Here is a 19083-nt window from a genome sequence, read left to right on the forward strand (position 1 = left end):
GAGAACCACTCTTTGAAAGGGAGCACATGGCATCCATCGAATTCATCCAGGCCCGCGAGATCCTCGATTCCCGAGGCAACCCGACCATCGAGGTCGAGGTCGAGCTTGATTCGGGTGCGAGCGGCCGCGCCGCCGTCCCGTCGGGTGCCTCCACAGGCGCCTTTGAGGCCGTTGAGCTCCGCGACGGTGACAAGGGCCGCTTCGGCGGCAAGGGCGTCCTGACGGCCGTCCAGAACGTCACCGAGGCGATCGGCGAGGAGATCCTCGGCATCGACGCCTCCGAGCAGCGCCTGGTCGACATGGCCATGCTCGAGCTCGACGGCACCGACAACAAGGCCAAGCTCGGCGCCAACGCCATCCTCGGCGTCTCGCTCGCCGTGGCGCACGCCGCTGCCGAAGAGGCCGGCCTGCCGCTGTACAAGTACGTCGGCGGCCCCAACGCCCACATCCTGCCCGTCCCGATGATGAACATCCTCAACGGTGGGTCGCACGCCGACTCCAACGTCGACATCCAGGAGTTCATGATCGCCCCCATCGGCGCCGAGAGCTTCGCCCAGGCCGTCGAGATGGGCGCGGGCGTGTACCACGCCCTCAAGTCCGTCCTCAAGGAGAAGGGCCTCAACACCGGCCTCGGCGACGAGGGCGGCTTCGCCCCCAACCTCGAGTCCAACCGCGCCGCGCTGGACCTCATCCTCGAGGCCATCAAGAAGGCCGGCTACGAGCCCGGCGCAGACGTGGCCCTTGCGCTCGACGTCGCGGCGTCCGAGTTCTACAAGGACGGCGGCTACGCGTTCGAGGGCGCCACCAAGACGGCCGACGAGATGATCGACTACTACGCCGAGCTCGTCGACGCCTACCCGCTGGTCTCCATCGAGGACCCGCTGAACGAGGAGGACTGGGACGGCTGGAAGGCCATGTCGGACCGCCTCGGCGACAAGGTGCAGATCGTCGGCGACGACCTGTTCGTCACCAACGTGACCCGCCTGCAGCGCGGCATCGACACCGCCACCGCCAACGCGCTCCTGGTGAAGGTCAACCAGATCGGCTCGCTGTCGGAGACCATCGACGCCGTCGACCTGGCTCACCGCAACGGCTACCGCACCATGATGTCGCACCGCTCGGGCGAGACCGAGGACGTCACCATCGCGGACCTCGCCGTCGCACTCGGCTGCGGCCAGATCAAGTCCGGCGCCCCCGCGCGCACGGACCGCGTGGCCAAGTACAACCAGCTGCTTCGCATCGAGGACGACCTGGACGAGGCGGCTGTCTACGCCGGCCGTTCGGCCTTCCCGCGTTTCAAGGGCTGAGTTGAGGGCCTGATCCGGCACACTGGATCAGTGCCTCAGACTCCTCGGAACAAGCCGACCACCAGTGGTCCGGGTCGCGGAACCCCGCGCACCCGGACCACTGCGCGTCCGGGGGAGCGTGGCCAGCGCCCGCGCGTCGAGCCGCTGGCCCAGCCCGAGGTGCAGGCCGCCATGGACCCCGGCCCGGGTATCGTCCCGCGGGCCCAGCGGGCCCTCTCCGCGACGTGGCGGCTGGCCGTCCTCGGCGTGGTCATCGCCGGACTCGCCCTGGTCCTGGCCCACTCGCTGCGCGTGTACTTCGCGCAGTCCCAGGAGATCGCGGCGGTCAAGGTGGACATCGCGGCGAAGCAGGAGCAGATCGCGGACCTGGAGGACAAGCTCAACCGGTGGGAGGATCCCCAGTACGTGCGCTCCGTCGCCCGGGTCCGGCTCGGCTGGGTGATGCCCGGCGAGGTGGGATACCGGGTCATCGGCGCCGACGGGCAGCCTCTCGACGGCGCCACCATCGACACCGGCGACAACACCGAATCCGGGCTGTGGTGGGAGAGGATGTGGGGGTCCGTCGCGGCTGCCGATGCGCCCGTCGAGGAGCCGGCTCCGGCCGCGGATCCCGACCGCACCGTCGCCCCCGAACCAGAGCCCGAGGGATAGCACCCTCCCGACCCTCCGCCTCGCCCCGCCGGGGGGAGTGCGTTGAGCCTGACACGGCTCTCGTGGGGACCGCTTGAGCCTGACACGGCTCTCGTGGGGACCACTTGAGCCTGACACGCCTCTCGTGGGGACCACTTGAGCCGGAAATCGATCTCAAACCCCGAAATGGCCGGAATTGAGTGTTTCTGCGCGTCGAGGGCAGTTTCCGGCTCAACGCGAGTCGTCGAGGGCAGTTTCCGGCTCAACGAGGGTGGCCGCCAGGGGCTGGGGGAGGTGCGACAGGCTAGGCTCGGGCGTCGGAAGGAGGCAGTCGTGACAGAACCCACCACCCAAGAGGCCTCTGAGCGCGGGGTGAGCGCCGCGGACCTGGCGGTGATCGAGGCGCAGCTCGGGCGCGAGCCGCGAGGCGTCGCTGAGGTGGCCTGGCGCTGCCCGTGCGGCAGGCCGGGCGTGGTCAAGACCCACCCGCGCCTCCCCACCGGCACCCCGTTCCCCACCACCTACTACCTCACCTGCCAACGCGCAGTGGCGGGCTGCTCGACGCTCGAGGCGTCGGGCCTGATGGCCGAGATGAGCGAGCGCCTCGCCGTCGACGAGGACCTGGCGGCCCGCTACCGCGCGGCCCACGAGGCCTACCTCGCAGACCGCGCCGAGCTCGGCCACGTCGAGGAGATCGACGGCATCTCCGCCGGGGGCATGCCCGCCCGCGTGAAGTGCCTGCATGTGCTCGTCGGACACGCGCTGGCCGCCGGGCCCGGCGTCAACCCCCTCGGCGACGAGGCCCTCGCCCTGCTGGGCGAGTTCTGGACCACCCCCTGCCTCCCGGAGGACGCATGACCACCGTCGCCGCCGTCGACTGCGGCACCAACTCCATCCGCCTCCTCATCCTGCGCGCCGAGCAGGGCGACATCGTCGAACTGGCCCGCGAGGTCCGGCTCGCCCGGCTCGGCCAGGGGGTTGACGCGACGGGCGAGTTCCATCCGGACGCCCTCGCCCGCGCCGACGTGATCTTCGAGGAGTACGCCGGACTCATCGCCCGCCACGGCGCCACGGACCTGCGGTTCGTGGCCACCTCGGCCGCCCGGGACGTGTCCAACCGGGACGCCTTCGAGGCGCTGGTGAGGGGGAGGCTGGGCGTCGAGGTGGACGTGATCTCCGGAGACGAGGAGGCGCTGCTCTCGACCCGGGGGGTGCTGAGCGGGGTCCACGCCGACACTCCAGCGTTGGTGTTCGACATCGGCGGGGGCTCCACGGAGCTGATCGTCGTCGAGGAGGGGCCGACGATCCGGTCTGCCATCAGCCTCGACATCGGCGCCGTGCGCGTCAAGGAACGCATGATGCCGTCTGATCCGGCCACCGTCGACGAGGTGGCCGCCGCGCGCGCCTACGTGGGCGGCCTGCTCGACGGCGCCGGAGTGGACTTCTCGGGGCTCGCGTCGGCCATCGGTGTCGCGGGCACGGTGACCAGTGTCGCGGCCTCGGTCCTGGGGTTGCAGAGCTACTCCCGGCAGGCCGTGCACGAGACATTGCTGGCCCGAGCCGACATCGAGGCGACGGTGGGCCGCTGGCTGGGCCAGAACGCGGCCGAGACGGCGGCCGAGCCCTGCATGCATCCGCTGCGCGCGGCCGTGCTGGGCGCCGGCGGCCTGATCCTCGACGAGATCTCCCGTCGGGTGCCCGGCGGTGCGGTGCTGGTCAGCGAGACCGACATCCTCGACGGCATCGCGCTGGGCCTGCTGGGCGGTTAGCACATAAGCCAAGCTAGTGGTGTGTCGGTGATATAACTTTACGGTTGGGTGGGACAATTGGTGCATGGCGAATAGGACAGCCCCGGCACTGGAATTGCGTGACGGTGACAGGGTCGAGTTGGAACGGCTGACCCGGGCGGCGACGGTGATGGCCTCGACCGCGCAGCGGGCGAGGATCGTATTGCTGGCCGCTGACGGGGTCGGGAACCAGGTGATCGCAGACACCGTCGGAGTGTCGAGGCCGACGGTGAACCTGTGGCGAGACCGCTACGCCGAGCGCGGTCTGCGTGGTCTGGCTGACGAGCCCCGCCCGGGGCGACCCCTGCAGGTCGACAGGGTCGCGATCCTCGCCGCCACCCTGGACCCGCCCCCGGCCAGTCTCGGGGTCACGCACTGGTCATCTCGGCTGCTGGCCCCACGGTTGGGAGTCGACCACGCCACCGTCGCCGCGGTGTGGAAGGAATACGGGGTCCGCCCGTGGAAGGCGGAGACCTTCAAGTTCTCCACTGACCCGGAGCTGGTGGCCAAGATCACCGACGTCGTCGGCCTGTACCTCGCACCCCCCGACAACGCGATCGTGCTGTGCGTGGATGAGAAGTTCCAGATCCAGGCCTTGAACCGGACCCAGAAGACACTGCCCATGGCGCCGGGCCACGCCGAGCAACGCACCCATGACTACGTCCGCCACGGCACCACCACCCTGGTCGCAGCGTTGGAGATCGCCACCGGGAAAGTCACCGGCCTGTGTAAAGGCCGGCACCGGCATCAGGAGTTCCTCGGCTTCCTCAAACACGTGGCCCGCGCCTACCCCGACCAGGAACTGCACCTCGTCATGGACAACTACGCCACCTACAAGAAGGCCGAGGTCCGCGACTGGCTCGCCGGCAACCCCCGGATCACGGTCCACTTCACCCCGACCTCCGGCTCGTGGCTCAACCTCGTCGAGGTCTGGTTCGGCATCATCGAACGCCAAGCCATCCGACGCGGGACCTTCACCTCGGTCCGCGACCTCACAGGCAAGATCCGCACCTTCATCACCGGATGGAACCGACGCAAACACCCATTCATGTGGACCAAGACTCCCGACCAGATTCTTGACCGAATCAACCGGAAACGTAAACATGCCTCAACGACAGGCCACTAGCGGTCCCACTCGATGGACAGGGTGGACATGAATGCATCAGGGTCGAACTCGGATCGAATGGGCGAGGGCTGGTCCACGGCCGCCACATTGCGGGCGTGATAGGAATAGCCCGCCTCGTGATCACAGGGCCACAGTTCGAAATTCACTCTGGTGCCCACAGGCAGATCCCATGACGCGCATCCCGTTTCACTGAAATGCACCCATGCGATCGTCCCGTCCGACGCTGTGATCTCACCGGTGCCTCGGTCGTCGTCCCAACTCGAAATATGGCCAGAGACTAGTTGTCCCATTGGATTTCTAGCGTGGAATAGCCGGTGTCGCTGCGAGCCGAGCTCCCATCTGTTTCACCAACGCGCTGCATCTGATTGTTGTAGAACTTATAGCGGAAGTTGAAACCCAATGTTGCCGTGCCGGGCCGACCATTCACCGCGACACGGAATGTGCATGAACCCCAGAGTGTGCAGTTCGTGTTGACCCGATTCCCAGGGACGGATGAGTGCCAAAGATAGCTGATGGGCACGTTGTGACTATCGTGGTAGGGAAGTTGCATGTGCCCCGCGCTGCAGTTCTTATTGCTGGTCGCGATGCTCTGCAAATAGGGCGACACTCGGTGACTCCATGTCATGGTGTTGCCCGCGGGCGCTGAGGGCCTGCCTTGCGCGCTGAACGTTCCGTTCCCATCGGTGATCGCGTAGCTGGGAGTCGCGTTCGTGAAGGTGTGTTGAGCTTCTGTAGCGTCCGCACCCAAAGGAGTTGCCGCGAGAGCGAAAGCTAGGAGAGCCGAGACCAGTATGCCTGCGACCGCACTTCGACGTGGGGTGAGTCCAGGGGGTGTCCTGACCATGCCTCGATGATAGGCTCATCTCAATCCAGAGTGTAGTCGAGGTCTGAATCCGCCGGTCTCGAGCAGCGATCTGGCGATGGTATGTCGACCTCCGGTTTATGTTGACCGGCGCCGTGGGGAGCCTTCTCCAGCGCGGGTTGGGGCCCGAGTCGGTCAACATAACCGTGCGGGTTCAGCGGTTCTTGAGGAACGCGCTGTGACGCGTTCCAGGGTCCGGCGTTTGAGTTCGAGGTCGGCGTGGAGGTAGCTCGGGTGGTGATATTCGCGTGCCCGAGCCAGAGCGCGATGCTCGCGGTGTCGATCCCGGCGTGCGTGCAGGCTCATCGCGCAGGTGTGCAGCAGCGTGAGCGGGGTGCTGCCGACAACACGTCCAACAAGAGACCCTGAGGCATCGGGGCCGCTTCGGGCACTCGCTCTACGGGATCCGTCGGGTCGCCCGGACCCGCGCTGGGCTGCTCACCGAGAAGCAACAGCACCGGCTCGCCAAAGTGCTCGCCGACCAGGACGTGATCGACGCTTACCAAGCCGCCGACCCCGCCGAGGGGAAGAAGATCATGACCCGACTCATCGACACCATCAAGACAGGAGTCCCCGCCGGCCTCGACGAACTCCGCGTCCTGGGCCAAACCCTTCATCGACGCCGCGACGACATCCTCGCGTTCTTCGACCACCCCCGCACATCCAACGGCCCCACCGAAGCGATCAACGGCCTCCTCGAACACCTCCGAGGCACCGCCAGAGGCTTCAGAAGCATTGTCAACGACATCGCCCTCTGCCTACTCGACGCAGGCGGGTTCAGACCCCAATCCACCGCCTTCTGTGAAGAGCCGGTTGACCTGTCGGCTAGCCCTCTAGGGTGCGTGTGCTCTGCTCCTTCTGGACGAAGCTATCCAGCACAGTGGTGAGGTCGTAGCCCGTGGTGTCCTTGACCAGCTGCAGGGTCTGCATCATGTTGCTGGCCACCGCCTTCGGCACGGCGGAGGCACCCTCGGTGGAGACCACGGTGAGCGTCTCGATGTTGCCCATCGGGGCCGCGACCTTCTCCGCGATCTGCGGCAGCACCTCGATCAGCATCTGCAGGACCGCGGCCTCGTTGTAGTGCGCGAACGCCTCCGCGCGCTTGTCCATGGCCTCGGCCTCCGCCTGGCCCACGGCGAGCACCGCGGCGGCCTGCGCCTCGCCCTCGGCGCGGACGGCGTCCGCCTCCGCCACGCGACGGGCCTTCTCTGCCTCGCCGCGTCGGGCGCCCTCGATGGCCTCCGCCTCGGCGAGCGCCGAGCGGCGCGACTTCTCGCCCACGCCGCTGAGGCGGGCCTTCTCCGCCTCGGCCTCGGCGTTGGCGATCGAGGCCGCCTTGCGGGCCTCCGCCTCGAAGATGGCCGCGTTGCGCTGGGCCTCGGCCGCCGTCTCGATGCGGTACCGCTCGGCGTCCGCGGGGCGCCGGACCTCGGAGTCGAGCTGCCGCTCCTTGAGCGCGGCCTGGGCCGTGGCCACCTTCTCCTGTTCCATCAGGATGGACTGGTCGCGATCCGCCTGAGCGAGCGGGCCGGCGGCGGCCGCCTGCGCGCGGGCCGCGTCGGTCTCGGCCTGGATCTCGGCCTGCTTGAGGACGAGCGCCCGGTTGGCGATCGCGATCTCCTGCTCCGCCGCGATCTGCGCCTGCTCGGCCTCCCGGCGCGCCTCCGCCTCGGCCACCGCCGCCATCCGGCCCAGCTTCGCGGACTCCGGCCGGCCGAGGTCCGACAGGTACGTGCCGTCGTCGGTGATGTCCTGGATCTGGAACGTGTCGAGCACCAGGCCCTGGCCGGTGAGGGAGGACTCGGACTCGTCGGTGACGCGCTGCGCGAAGGCGGCGCGGTCGCGGATGATCTGTTCGACGGTCAGCGAGCCGACGATGGAGCGCAGCGAGCCCGCGAGCGTCTCCTGCGTGAAGGTCTCGATCTCCTCCTGCTGGCTCAGGAACCGCTGCGCGGCGGCGCGGATGGAGTCCTCGTTGCCGCCCACCTTGACGATGGCGACGCCGTCGACGTTGAGCTTGATGCCCTGGCCGGACACGGCGTTGCGGATGGTCACCATGATGCGCCGCGACGACAGGTCCAGCACGTGCAGGCGCTGGATGAAGGGGACGACGAAGACGCCCCCGCCCATGACCACCTTCTGGCCGCTGAGGTCCGTCGACACCAGGCCGGTCTCGGGGTTGCGCACCTCCTTGCCCTTGCGGCCTGTGATGAGGAACGCCTCATTGGGCTTGGCCACCTTGTAGCGGCTGGCGATGAGGAGGAAGACGAGGAGGAGGAGGGCGACGAGCCCGACGATGGGGATCAGGAGTGGTGGCACGGTGGTCCTTCTGTCAGGGGATGGCGGTGGGGGAGTCGTCGGTGGGGGTGACTTCGACGGCGGTGGGGGAGACGATGGCCGAGATCCACACCTCGGTGCCCGCCTCGACGGGGCGGCCGGCGGTGGCGCTGAGCTTCCGCACGTGGCCGCCGACGGCCAGCTGCACCTCGCCGAAGCCGGTCTCCGGGATGGCGGTGATGACGCGCGCGGGGTGGCCGATCATCGACTGCGACCGGAAGGTCGAGGAGTCCTCGCCGGAGCGCAGCGCGCGCGTGAGCCGCACCGCACCCCAGGACGCGGTGGAGCCGATGGCGCCGCCGACCACGACGGCCAGCAGGGTGTTGGGCACCAGAGCGAGCGAGATGGCGCCGCCGAACCCGAACGCGCCGACGAAGGCCGCGATGCTGGAGAGGGAGAACAGATCGTTGTCGAGGGCGTCGAGGCCCAGCACGCCGTCGAGCACGTCACCGATGAGCAGGGTGGCGGCCACCAGCGCCAGACCGACGGCACCGATGATCAAGAACGTAGTCAAGGCCGACTCCCTCCGATGGGTGGACGGTTCCCACCCTAGCGGCAGCGGGAAGCATGCCTCCCGGAGGGCGATGGCTAGACTCGTCGTCGCGCCCTCGTGGCCCAATTGGCAGAGGCAGGCGGCTTAAACCCGCTTCAGTGCGGGTTCGAGTCCCGCCGGGGGCACCTCACTCCGTCAGGTCCAGGTCCTCGGGGTCCACGCCGTCGGCCAGGAGGCTCACCACCTCGCCGAAGCGGGGCACCACCGCCACCCAGCCCAGCTCGTCCTCGATCCGGCGCGCGAAGGTGGCGGCCGCGGCCGGCTCGCCGTGGGTGACGAACACCGTCTCCGGCTCCCGTCCCAGGGCGCGGAGCCAGTCGATCAGGTCCGAGGCATCGCCGTGCACGGAGAACTCGTGGTCCCGGACGATCTCGGCCTTGACCCGCACGTAGTGCCCGTTGATCTTCACCGAGTGGGCGCCCTCCTCCAGCGCCCGGCCCCGGGTGCCCTCCGCCTGGAAGCCCGTCAGCACCACCGTGTTGCGGGGATCCGGGAGCAGCCGCTGCAGGTGGTAGAGAACCCGCCCGCCCTCGGCCATGCCGGAGGAGCTGATGATGATCATCGGCTCGGTCCGGCGGTTGAGCTTCTTCGAGTCGCGACCCTCCCGCGCCTCGCTGAGGTCCAGATCGGTGAAGTCGGCCAGCGTGATGTCCTCGTCCAGCTCACCCAGGGACTGGTCGGCGTAGACCGCCAGCGCCGCGATCGACATCGGGCCGTCGACGACGACGGGGACCCGCGGGATGCGCCCGGCGCGGGTCAGCTGCACCAGGGCGTGCAGGACCGTCTCGGTGCGGTCGATCGCGAAGGCGGGCACCACCACCTGACCCCCGCGCCCGATGGTGCGGCGGATGGCGGCGGCGAACGGCTCGTGCGGCAGCTCCGGCTCGAGGTGCTCCCGGTCTCCGTAGGTGGACTCGCACAGCACCACGTCGGCGGCGGGCGGCGTCTCGCGCCCCTTGAGGATGGGGTGGTCGTGGCGGCCGAGGTCCCCGGAGAACAGCACGCTGCGGTCCCCGAAGCTCACGTGCACGCTGGCCGAGCCGAGGATGTGCCCAGCCCTCACCCAGCGGGCCACCACCCCGCCCAGGTCCAGGTCCTCGTCGAACCCGACGCGGCGCAACAGCGGCAGCGTGGCCTCCACGTCGGCGGAGGTGTAGAGCGCCTTCGGGTTCTCGTGCTTCGAGTAGCCCCCGGCGACGGCGTCCCTCGTGGCCTGCTCCTGCAGCTTGCCGGAGTCCCGTAGGACGATCTCCGCCAGCCGGATCGTCGCCTCCGTGCCCCAGATCGGTCCCCGGAAGCCGTGCTTGACCAGCGCGGGGAGGTAGGCCGAGTGGTCCGCGTGCGCGTGCGTGAGAAGCACGTCGCTGATGGTGGCCGGGTCGACCGGCAGCCCGGCCCAGTTCTGCAGCCGCCACTGCTTCTCGCCCTGGTAGAGGCCGGCGTCGACGAGGATCCGCCGCCCGTCCAGGTTGAGCAGGTACTTCGAGCCGGTGACGGTGCCGGCCGCGCCGAGGAAGGTGAGTGTCGCGGTGTGCGGGGTGCCCATGCTCCGATGGTGGCACGCGCGGCGGATCGGCGTGCCCCAGTGGGCGAACCGCGGGGATGGTTGCGGCGCTCGCTACCATGGATGACAACAGCCTCCTCCTTGGGTTGCACCCAGAAAGAGCAAGTGACATGGCAAATCCGATCATCGGTCGCCCCGATGCGTTCACCCGCAACGCTGCCCCGCAGCAGCCCACGTACGGCTATGACCCGCAGGCGCAGTACTCCCAGTACCCGCCGCCCACCACGGCCCCCTACCAGCAGCCGGTCCGCACCGGCGGCGTGATGACCCTTGACGACGTGATCGCCAAGACGGCCATCATGCTCGGCGTGGTCCTCGTGACCGCCATCGCCACCTTCATGTTCCTCCCCCTCGAGCTGCTGTACCCGGCGGTCATCGTCTCGGCGCTCGTCGGCTTCGTCACGGTGCTGATGGTGGCGGGGCGCGCGAAGCTCCCCATCGGGGGCGTGCTGTTCTACGCGGTGATCGAGGGTGTCTTCGTCGGCGCCTTCTCGTTGCTGTTCGAGATGATGTACCCCGGCATCGTGGTCTCCGCCGTGCTCGCCACGTTCGTGACGGCCGGCGCCACCCTGGCGGCGTACAAGTTCTTCAACATCCGGGTCACCGCGAAGTTCCGCAAGGTGGTCTTCATCGCCACGGCGTCGTTGGCGGGCGTGTTCCTGCTCAACCTGGTCCTGGCGCTGTTCGGCATCGACCTCGGCATGCGCGACATCGGCTCCGGCGCCGGACTCCTGTCCATCGGCATCTCCGTGCTCGCGGTCATCCTGGCGGTCCTCAGCCTCGTCGTGGACTTCGACTCGGTCGAGCGCGGCATCGCCGCACAGGCCCCGGCTCAGGAGTCGTGGCGCGCGGCCCTCGGCATCACGGTCACCATGGTGTGGCTGTACACCGAGATCCTGCGGATCATGAGCTACTTCAGGAACTGACCGGGCGGCTCAGCTTGCGGGCGAACTGCGACAGCAGCGTCCGCGAGCTGTTCGTCCAATGCAGTGAGCGCCACGTGCGCGTCGGCACCCAGCCGGCCCCTTCGGTCGATCCACCCACATCGTGGACGACGGGGTCGCTGGGTGTTGTGCATGTGGCGCCGTAGATGACGCGCAGGGCGTGGAAGTCCTCCAGCCGGCCCGCCAGGGAACGCCCAACCCAGTGCTCGGACTCCAGGGTCAGGACGCGGTCGATGACGACCTCCTGGCCCGTCTCCTCGTAGATCTCGCGCAGCACCGCGTCCGACGGCGACTCGCCGGGATCGACCCCGCCACCAGGCAGCGCCCAGGTGCCCGGCGCGGCCGTCACCGCGGAGTTGATCGTGCCCAGGATGCCGCGGTCGGACATGACCAGCGCGTACGCGCCCACCCGCTGGTACTGGCGGGGCGTCTCCCGCGAGGGGGCCACGTAAACCGTATGACGCTCAGGGGGCCGGTGATCCGCGGCGCACACCTCGCGCACCAGCCAGGTGAACATGATCTCGCCGTCGTGCATGGTGGCGGCCAGTGGCCGGATGGGCACGTACCCGTGGTCGAACATGGTGACCCTCGGGTGCTGCCCGTGCTCCACGTGGTAGCTGATCACCGGGGCCCCCACAGGACTGGTGACCCCCACGACGCGCATTGGACAAGTCTAGACGCTGGCCGCGGGCCCGTTCGGCCGCCGCGACCTGGGCTGCGCGGTTAGTATGGCTGGACCGACGAAGGGGAGCGCGCCATGGAGTTCCGGGACAACGCCCGAATCGACAACGCCAACGTCCGTTACGGCGGCGGGGGCGGTGGCCGTCGTGGAGGCCGGGGCATCGCCGTCGGCGGGGGCATCGGCGGCCTCATCATCATGCTGCTGATGCTCGTCTTCGGCGGCGGCAACCTCGGGATCAACCCGGACGACATCCTGAGCGGTGGGCAGGCGCAACCGGAGCAGGTTGAGCAGAACCCCAACTGCCAGACCGGTGCCGACGTCGACCGCGACCCCAACTGCCGGTGGCCCGCCTACGTGACCGCCATCAACAACTACTGGGGCGAGGTGGTCGAGGGCTACACCCCGGCCACCACGCAGCTGTTCAGCGGCCAGGTGGCCACGGCCTGCGGCACCGGCTCCTCCGAGATGGGCCCGTTTTACTGCCCCGGGGACCAGACCGTCTACATCGACACCGAGTTCATGGGCGTACTGCTCAACCAGCTCGGCGCCGCCGGCGGCTACGCCGCGGAGGCCTACATCGTGGCGCACGAGTACGGCCACCACATCTCCAACCTCACCGGCACCATGCAGCGGGCCCGCTCGATGGGCAACGACACCGGCCCCACCTCGGGGCAGGTGCGCCTGGAGCTGCAGGCGGACTGCTACGCCGGTGTCTGGTTCGCCAACACCTTGAAGGATCCGGATTCGGTGATCGAGTCCGTGACCCAGGACGACCTCAACCGCATCGTCGACGCGGCCCGCGCCGTCGGCGACGACCACATCCAGCAGCAGCAGGGCGGCCGCGTGGTCCCCGAGAGCTGGACCCACGGATCCTCCGAGATGCGCCAGCTGTGGGTGGCCAAGGGCTTCAACAGCGGCGACCCGAACGTGTGCGACACGTTCTCCACCGACGACCTGGGCCAGTAGGGACTCAGCCCACGAGTGCGGTCATGTCGCGGCCCTCGAGGTCCGCGAAGTGGACGTCGCCCTCGCAGTCGACGCGCGCGACGGGGGCGGAGCGCTGCAGGCTCATGTCGATCAGCACGTCGCACTGCTGCTCGGGGGAGTCCTGGAACTGGGCCACAGCCTTGGCCAGCGAGGGCGGATCGATGAGGGCCGGGTCGAAGGTGGCCAGCGTGGGCGTCTCGGAGCGCCGCGTCTCGAACACCGGAACCGCCCCCACGCGCGCCCGGTTCAGCACCACGCCCTCCTCGGCGTCGGGAACGTCGGCCCAGTACCCGCGGGTCAGCGCGAAGCCGACGGCGTAGGCCTGCGTCGACCCGCCGATCACCTCCGCGATCCCCTCGGTGATGTCCGCCACGCCCGTCACGCCGAGCACCGCGACGGCCGAGCCGTCCTGCCTGAAGAAGACCGCCTCGGATTCGGGGCGCGAGGTGACGGTCATCAGGACCTGGCCCTCGCGGTAGTCGACGATCTGGAGGACTAGATCCCCCCTGACCCCGCGCAGGTCCGCCACGTCGAACATGCGGCCCACCGACTCCAGGGGAAAGTCGTGCGGGTCGAAGGTGGCCTGCTCGAAGTACTGCACGTCCGAGTCCACCCGGTCGATCACGCCGTCGCGCCACTGGTACGTGGCGACCGACCTGTCGGGGAGCAGGGCGCTCAGGGTGGCGGCCTCGGCGGTCACGTCCACCTTGAGGACGGGCAGGCCGCCGGCGACGCGGTGCAGCTCCTCGACCACGGCCCGGGCCGCGCCGTCGACCAGAGGCTGCGAGACCGCGAAGTCCAGGGGGAGGTCCGCGTCAGGGACGGGGCTGCTCGTGAAGGAGGGAGCGGGGCTGGGGCTCGCACTGGCCGACGGCGTGGCCGGCGTCGCGGTGGCGCTGCCCGTGAGGCCTGGGGCGGGTGCGGTGCAGCCCGCGACGACGGCGACAAGCGCCACCATCCCGATCCGCCACGTTCTCACTGCGCCAGTGTAGGAGACGCCGTCGGTCAGTCCCGCGGGCCGCACCTCACGCCGGTGGCGTGGTTGGGGCAGTAGCCGTTCGGGTTCTTGTGGAGGTACTGCTGATGCTCCAGCTCGGCGTAGAAGAAGCGCTGCCCGGGCGTGATCTCTGTGGTGACCTGCCCGTAGCCGGCGGCCGTGAGCCGCTCCTGGAATTCCGCGCGCGTGCGCTCCGCGGCCTCCCGCTGCGCGTCGTCGACGGGGAACACGGCGGAGCGGTACTGCGTGCCCACGTCGTTGCCCTGGCGGTTGAGCTGCGTGGGGTCGTGGTTCTCCCAGAACAGCCGCAGGAGCTCGTCGTAGGAGACGCGGGCCGGATCGAACACCACCTGGACGGTCTCGGTGTGGCCGGTGCGGCCGGTGCAGGTCTCCTTGTAGGTGGGGTTGGGGGTGAACCCGCCCATGAACCCGACGGCGGTGTTGACCACCCCGTCGGTCTCCCAGAAGAGGCGCTCCTCGCCCCAGTAGCAGCCGAGCGCGAAGTAGGCCACCTGGCAGCCGTCCGGCACCTCGTCGAGCGGGAGGCCGAGGACCTCGTGGGTGGGCATGGGGCTGAGGACGGGGGTGCTTCGGCCGGGAAGGGCCGCGGACTCATCCACCATCTCAGGCTTGCCGAGGCGGGCGTTGAGCCAGGCGAGGACGTCGATCTCCATGCACTCGATGCTAACCGGGGAGGGCAACCTCACCCCGCCGCGACGGGATCGGGGAGGCGCCAGTCGACTGGTGTTCCGCCCTGTTCCTCGAGCAGGCGGTTGGCCTGGCTGAACGGCCGCGACCCGTAGAAGCCCGTGCGGGCGGACAGCGGCGACGGGTGGGCGCTCGCGATGACCGGCACGCCCCCCAGGAGGGGCCGGGCGGTCTGGGCGTCCTTGCCCCACAGGATGGCCACCAACGGGCCCCCGCGCTCCGCCAACGCCTCGACGGCGCGGCCCGTCACCTCCTCCCAGCCCTTGCCGCGGTGTGAGGCGGGCGCGCCCGGGCGCACGGTGAGCACCCGGTTCAGCAGGAGGACTCCCTGGTCGAACCAGGAGGAGAGGTCGCCGTGCGTGGCGGCAGGGATGCCAAGGTCCGATGCGAGCTCGCGGTAGATGTTGACGAGGCTCCCGGGGAGGGGCCGCACGTCCGGCGCCACGGAGAAGGACAGCCCGACGGGGTGGCCCGGCGTTGGGTATGGGTCCTGGCCGAGGATCAGGACCCGCACGTCGGCCAGGGGGCGGCTGAAGGCGCGCAGGATGTGTGGGCCGGCGGGAAGGTAGCCGCGCCCGGCCGCGATCTCGTCGCGGAGGAAGGCGCCCATGGCGGAGATCCGATCCTCGACGGGGGCCAGGGCCTGTGCCCAGTCCGGCGCGATGAGTTCTGTCAGGGGCTTCGGCATGGCCACACTCTGACACACGCGCCCGCCGCACGGAACGGCCAGGGAAACACCTGCTCCCACCCCTGCGAATGGCAAGCGGGGTTTTCCGGAATGGAAAGCAGGATTACCATTGACGCATGACGAACCCCGATATCGGTCCGATCCTGGACGATCTCGCCGCCGGCCGCATCGACGCCGCAGAGGCGAGCCGCCGCATCGAGGCGGCCAAGGCCGCCGCGAGCGCCCAACCAGGCCCCGTGCACGACACCGCAGCGAGCGGCGGACCCAAGGCGGGCGGGCTGGCACGCGTCGCCGTCACCGCCGTCGGGCGCCGCGTGCGCATCGAGGGCGATCCCACGGTCTCGACGCTGACCATCGACGGCCCCCACGTGCTGCGCCGCGTCGGGACCGTCATGGAGGTCAACTCCACCGGCGAGTTCGGCCCCAGCTTCCAGGGCTTCTCGCTCATCCGGCCGCCACGGAATCTGGACGACCTCCGCGACATCGGCCTCGGGAAGGAGCTGACGATCAGGGTCAACCCTTCGCTCATCGTCGACGCGGAGGTCACCACCGGCGGCCTGCGCACCATCGGCGTCCCCCGGTTGGGCCGGATCCGGGTCACGGCCGGCGGCTCCAGCCTCGACGACGTGCACGAGGTTGAGGACCTGCTCAGCCAGGCCGGCGGCATCAGCGTCAGCGGGCCCATCAGCATGGGACGCTCGCGGCTGCGGGTGGAGTCAGGCACCCTCACCGTGCATCTCACCAAGGGTGCCAACGTGACCATCCGGGGCGAGGCGCGGCTGGGGCGGATCACCTGGCCCGGCGGCGGTGAGGGCGTGGACGAGTACGTCATCGGCAACGGCTCCGCGCGGCTCGACGTCGCCGTCGTCATGGGCATGGCCACCATCAAGTCGGAGGAGTGAGATGACCGGACGTCACCTGTACCACGCGCCCGCGGACTGCCCCGTCTGCGGCGAGTCGCTGATCACCATCCGCAAGGGCTGCCTCCAGTGCGGCACGGAGATCGCGGGGGAGTTCGCCGGGTGCGACTTCTGCGCCCTCACCGAGGCGGACCTCAGCCTGCTGCGGGTGTTCCTCGGCTCCCGCGGTAACCTTCGCGAGGTCGAGAAGCACCTCCAGGTGTCCTACCCCACGGCCCGCGTGCGGCTCGACGCCGTGCTGGCCAAGCTTGGGCTGACCCCCAGCGGCGAAGCCGAGGCCCAGCCCGAGCCCGACCTGCCCCCCGAGAGCGACCAGGCGGGGGAGTACGGCGAAGAGGTGCCCCCGACCGGTTCGGCCCAGGACCAGATCCTGGCCCGCGTGGCGCGCGGGGAGTTGAGCGCCGAGGTGGCGGCGAGGCTGCTGGGCGCCTGAGCCCGACGACGACGATGGCCGCCGCCCCACACCGGGCGGCGGCCATCGTCGTCTTTGGGCTAGAGGACTTCGATCTTGGTGACGACCACCATGATCTCGCGGCCGTTGGGGGCCTCGTAGCGCACCTCGTCGCCGAGCTTCTTGCCCAGCACCGCGGCGCCCAGGGGGGCCTGCGGCGAGACTGCGTGGTCGACGGAGGAGTCCGTGCCGAGGATCTCGCGTGATCCCAGCAGGAAGGTCTCCGTGTCCGACTCGTCGCCGTCGTAGGCGACGGTGATGACCTTGCCGGGCGCCACCTCGTCGTGGGCGCCCTCGGGCTCACCCACCTGGGCTCGGCGGAGGAGGTCCTCCAGTTGGCGGATGCGGCCCTCCATCTGGCCCTGCTCCTCGCGGGCGGCGTGGTAGCCGCCGTTCTCGCTGAGGTCGCCCTCTTCGCGGGCGGAGGCGATGCGGGCGCTCACTTCGGGGCGCCCCACGGTCTTCAGCTCGTTGAGTTCGGCCTCGAGCTTGTCGTGGGCCTCCTGCGTGAGCCAGATCACGTCGGTAGAAGTTTCAGACATTCAGCAACCCTATCAGCCCACTGTGCGGCACTGTTCGATGCTGACGCTGGTTGCCTCCTTCACCGTGGTGAGGTTGACCAGGACGTCGGTGAGGGTCTCGGTGCCCGCCGGGATGTCCACCCTCTGCTCGGCCACCTTCTCGTACGAGGTGGCCTGCGCGTAGATCTCGCACTCGACTGGGGTGGCCGGGTCCTTGCGCTGGATCACGAGCTCCGCGGTGACCTTGGTGGGGCTGATCACGTCGAACCCTCGGACCATTGCGGCCACGGGCGGGTTGGCGCGCACCACGCCGGTGACGATGACCAGGACGATCGCCCCGAGCACCGCGAGCCCCGCGATGCCGGCGAGCAGGTAGTCGGCGGGGGAGCGCCGCGGGTAGCGGGCGGCGATGCGGGCTTCGTCCTGGCTGGTCACGGGTCCATTGTGCCCTGCCCCCGCCGTCGGCCCCGGGACGGCCTGCCAGAATACGGGGCATGCCCGCGCCTGAGCCCACACAACTGCGGTTGCTCCACGTCCACGCGCACCCGGACGACGAGTCCAGCAAGGGCGCCGCCACGACGGCGAAGTACGTCGACGAGGGGGTCGAGGTGATGGTGGCCACCTGCACCGGCGGCGAGCGGGGCTCCGTCCTCAACCCCAAGCTGGCCGGGGACCCGGAGGTGGAGGCCGACATCTTCCGGATCCGGCGCCGCGAGATGGAGCGGGCCCGCGAGATCCTCGGCATCCGGCAGGTGTGGCTGGGGTTCGTCGACTCGGGCTTCCCTGAGGGCGACCCCCCGCCGCCGCTGCCCGAGGGATGCTTCGGGCTGGTGGACCCCGAGGTCGCGGCGGGGCGCCTGGTCAAGGTGATCCGGGAGTTCCGGCCCCACGTCGTGACCACCTACGACGAGCGGGGCGGCTACCCGCACGCGGATCACATCATGTGCAACCGCATCACCGTGGAGGCCTTCCGCGCAGCCGCGGATCCGGCGGCGTGGCCGGAGCACGGGGAGCCGTGGCAGGCGGCCAAGCTGTACTACCACATGAGCTTCCACCGGCGCCGCTACGAGATGCTCGAGCTGGCCATGCACGAGCACGGCCTGGACTACCAGGTGCCGGCGCGCGACGAGGACCCGTACTCGTTCGGGCGGCTGACCACATTCATCGAGTGCTCGAAGTACTTCCCCGTCCGCGACGAGGCGCTGCGCGCCCACGCCACCCAGATCGACCCCGACGGGCCGTGGTTCGCGGTGCCGCTGGCCATCCAGCAGGCGGGGTGGCCGACGGAGGACTACCAGCTGGTGATCTCCAAGGTGCCCACCATGATCCCCGAGAACGACCTGTTCGCCGGCCTCCGGCAGATCCCCACCGTGCCGGAGTTCTTCATCTAGCCGCGCGACGCGAGCGCTTGTGGAGGTACCAGGCGGCGAACACGCCGCCGACGGCGCCGCCGAGGTGCGCCTGCCAGCTGACGCCGGGCGCCGTCGGGAACACGCCCCAGAGGACGGAGCCGTAGAGCAGGAACACCACCACCGCGATGGCGATCTGCCCAGGCTTGCCGGTGAAGATGCCGCGGACCAGCAGGTAGGCCAGCCAGCCGAAGATCACGCCCGACGCGCCGGCGGTGATGGTGCCGATGGGCGACAGCAGCCAGGCGGCGAGCCCGGAACTCAGCACGGTGGTGACGCTCGTCACCGCCCACCGCACCACCCCCGCGAGGTAGGTGAGCACGCCCAGGACCAGGAACGGGAGCGAGTTGCCGATGAGGTGCCCCCATCCGAAGTGCAGGAACGGCGCCACCAGGATGTTCGGAAGGTCCCCCGTCTGGCGCGGCTCGATGCCCCAGTAGTCCAGGCTGTTGAGGGTCAGCACGTCGACCACCTCGATGGCCCACATCGCGGCCAGGAGGCCTCCGACGACGACGAGGGCGCGGGAGAGACTGGGCTTCTGGGCCGGTTCGACGCTCATGCTCCCAGTGTGACCGACCCGCCCAAGGAGCCGTGCATACCGGGGGCGGGT

21 protein-coding genes and 1 tRNA gene are annotated in these 19083 nt (G+C 69.6%); 12 read left to right on the forward strand and 10 right to left on the reverse strand.

Annotated features, from left to right (window positions below):
• The first annotated feature begins 26 nt into the window (after positions 1-26).
• The 6 genes from eno (at position 27) to ACZK5D_RS03915 (ending at position 6599) form a co-directional block, all read left to right on the forward strand.
• Positions 27-1307, forward strand: coding sequence for a phosphopyruvate hydratase (gene eno, locus ACZK5D_RS03890; protein ID WP_458996226.1), 1281 nt, complete (start codon positions 27-29; stop codon positions 1305-1307).
• Between the two features lie 30 nt (positions 1308-1337).
• Positions 1338-1958: an FtsB family cell division protein gene (locus ACZK5D_RS03895; RefSeq protein WP_463664341.1), complete on the forward strand. Its 621-nt coding sequence runs from the start codon at positions 1338-1340 to the stop codon at positions 1956-1958.
• A gap of 351 nt (positions 1959-2309) precedes the next feature.
• On the forward strand, positions 2310-2795 hold the full coding sequence (locus ACZK5D_RS03900) for a DUF501 domain-containing protein (RefSeq protein ID WP_463664533.1): 486 nt from the start codon (positions 2310-2312) through the stop codon (positions 2793-2795).
• A complete protein-coding gene (locus ACZK5D_RS03905; RefSeq protein WP_463664342.1) occupies positions 2792-3706 on the forward strand; it encodes a Ppx/GppA phosphatase family protein in 915 nt (304 codons plus the stop codon). The genes ACZK5D_RS03900 and ACZK5D_RS03905 overlap by 4 nt, the downstream gene beginning before the upstream one ends.
• 64 nt (positions 3707-3770) lie before the next feature.
• Positions 3771-4850: an IS630 family transposase gene (locus ACZK5D_RS03910; protein WP_463664343.1), complete on the forward strand. Its 1080-nt coding sequence runs from the start codon at positions 3771-3773 to the stop codon at positions 4848-4850.
• 1227 nt (positions 4851-6077) lie between these two features.
• Complete coding sequence (locus ACZK5D_RS03915) at positions 6078-6599, forward strand: transposase (protein WP_463664534.1); 522 nt, start codon at positions 6078-6080, stop codon at positions 6597-6599.
• On the opposite strand, the gene ACZK5D_RS03920 is transcribed toward ACZK5D_RS03915, so the two are convergent.
• Positions 6538-8031 (reverse strand): flotillin family protein, encoded by a 1494-nt coding sequence (locus ACZK5D_RS03920; protein ID WP_463664344.1) that lies wholly within the window; start codon positions 8029-8031, stop codon positions 6538-6540. The two genes, ACZK5D_RS03915 and ACZK5D_RS03920, sit on opposite strands and share 62 nt — an antisense overlap.
• Positions 8032-8044: 13 nt before the next feature.
• Positions 8045-8563: an NfeD C-terminal domain-containing protein gene (locus ACZK5D_RS03925; RefSeq protein ID WP_463664345.1), complete on the reverse strand. Its 519-nt coding sequence runs from the start codon at positions 8561-8563 to the stop codon at positions 8045-8047.
• A gap of 90 nt (positions 8564-8653) precedes the next feature.
• Between ACZK5D_RS03925 and ACZK5D_RS03930 the strand changes: the two genes are divergently transcribed.
• Positions 8654-8727: transfer RNA gene (locus ACZK5D_RS03930), tRNA-Leu, on the forward strand.
• A gap of 2 nt (positions 8728-8729) precedes the next feature.
• Here ACZK5D_RS03930 and ACZK5D_RS03935 read toward each other — a convergent pair.
• Complete coding sequence (locus tag ACZK5D_RS03935) at positions 8730-10148, reverse strand: MBL fold metallo-hydrolase RNA specificity domain-containing protein (protein WP_463664346.1); 1419 nt, start codon at positions 10146-10148, stop codon at positions 8730-8732.
• 128 nt (positions 10149-10276) lie between these two features.
• Between ACZK5D_RS03935 and ACZK5D_RS03940 the strand changes: the two genes are divergently transcribed.
• Positions 10277-11092, forward strand: a complete 816-nt coding sequence (locus ACZK5D_RS03940) for a Bax inhibitor-1/YccA family protein (RefSeq protein ID WP_458996232.1) — start codon at positions 10277-10279, stop codon at positions 11090-11092.
• Here the strand turns inward: ACZK5D_RS03940 and ACZK5D_RS03945 are convergent.
• Positions 11082-11774, reverse strand: coding sequence for an NUDIX hydrolase (locus ACZK5D_RS03945; protein WP_458996233.1), 693 nt, complete (start codon positions 11772-11774; stop codon positions 11082-11084). The genes ACZK5D_RS03940 and ACZK5D_RS03945 overlap by 11 nt on opposite strands.
• Positions 11775-11867: 93 nt before the next feature.
• Here ACZK5D_RS03945 and ypfJ point away from each other — a divergent pair, with 93 nt between their 5' ends.
• Entirely contained in the window at positions 11868-12758 is an 891-nt protein-coding gene (gene ypfJ, locus ACZK5D_RS03950; RefSeq protein ID WP_458996234.1) for a KPN_02809 family neutral zinc metallopeptidase, read from the forward strand.
• A gap of 4 nt (positions 12759-12762) precedes the next feature.
• On the opposite strand, the gene ACZK5D_RS03955 is transcribed toward ypfJ, so the two are convergent.
• The 3 genes from ACZK5D_RS03955 to ACZK5D_RS03965 are packed head-to-tail and all read right to left on the reverse strand — an operon-like array spanning position 12763 to position 15172.
• Positions 12763-13758 carry a hypothetical protein gene (locus ACZK5D_RS03955; RefSeq protein ID WP_463664347.1) on the reverse strand — a complete coding sequence of 332 codons (996 nt, stop codon included), beginning with the start codon at positions 13756-13758 and terminating at the stop codon, positions 12763-12765.
• A 26-nt stretch (positions 13759-13784) separates the two neighbouring features.
• Positions 13785-14450, reverse strand: coding sequence for a peptide-methionine (S)-S-oxide reductase MsrA (gene msrA / locus ACZK5D_RS03960; RefSeq protein ID WP_458996236.1), 666 nt, complete (start codon positions 14448-14450; stop codon positions 13785-13787).
• Positions 14451-14479: 29 nt separating this feature from the next.
• Positions 14480-15172 (reverse strand): uracil-DNA glycosylase, encoded by a 693-nt coding sequence (locus ACZK5D_RS03965; protein ID WP_463664348.1) that lies wholly within the window; start codon positions 15170-15172, stop codon positions 14480-14482.
• 116 nt (positions 15173-15288) lie between these two features.
• Between ACZK5D_RS03965 and ACZK5D_RS03970 the strand changes: the two genes are divergently transcribed.
• Both ACZK5D_RS03970 and ACZK5D_RS03975 read left to right on the forward strand, forming a co-directional pair.
• On the forward strand, positions 15289-16074 hold the full coding sequence (locus tag ACZK5D_RS03970) for a hypothetical protein (RefSeq protein WP_458996238.1): 786 nt from the start codon (positions 15289-15291) through the stop codon (positions 16072-16074).
• 1 nt (position 16075) lies between these two features.
• Positions 16076-16525: a DUF2089 domain-containing protein gene (locus ACZK5D_RS03975; RefSeq protein ID WP_458996239.1), complete on the forward strand. Its 450-nt coding sequence runs from the start codon at positions 16076-16078 to the stop codon at positions 16523-16525.
• A gap of 59 nt (positions 16526-16584) precedes the next feature.
• On the opposite strand, the gene greA is transcribed toward ACZK5D_RS03975, so the two are convergent.
• The gene (gene greA / locus ACZK5D_RS03980) at positions 16585-17085 is read right to left on the reverse strand and encodes a transcription elongation factor GreA (RefSeq protein ID WP_458996240.1); all 501 of its coding nucleotides are present in this window, start codon (positions 17083-17085) and stop codon (positions 16585-16587) included.
• 12 nt (positions 17086-17097) lie between these two features.
• Positions 17098-17499, reverse strand: a complete 402-nt coding sequence (locus ACZK5D_RS03985; protein ID WP_458996241.1) for a DUF4307 domain-containing protein — start codon at positions 17497-17499, stop codon at positions 17098-17100.
• A 59-nt stretch (positions 17500-17558) separates the two neighbouring features.
• Between ACZK5D_RS03985 and mca the strand changes: the two genes are divergently transcribed.
• Positions 17559-18455, forward strand: coding sequence for a mycothiol conjugate amidase Mca (gene mca / locus ACZK5D_RS03990; RefSeq protein ID WP_458996242.1), 897 nt, complete (start codon positions 17559-17561; stop codon positions 18453-18455).
• On the opposite strand, the gene ACZK5D_RS03995 is transcribed toward mca, so the two are convergent.
• Complete coding sequence (locus ACZK5D_RS03995; RefSeq protein ID WP_458996243.1) at positions 18448-19032, reverse strand: rhomboid family intramembrane serine protease; 585 nt, start codon at positions 19030-19032, stop codon at positions 18448-18450. The two genes, mca and ACZK5D_RS03995, sit on opposite strands and share 8 nt — an antisense overlap.
• Positions 19033-19083: the final 51 nt, after the last annotated feature.

Source organism: Tessaracoccus yangjingae, assembly GCF_055326235.1.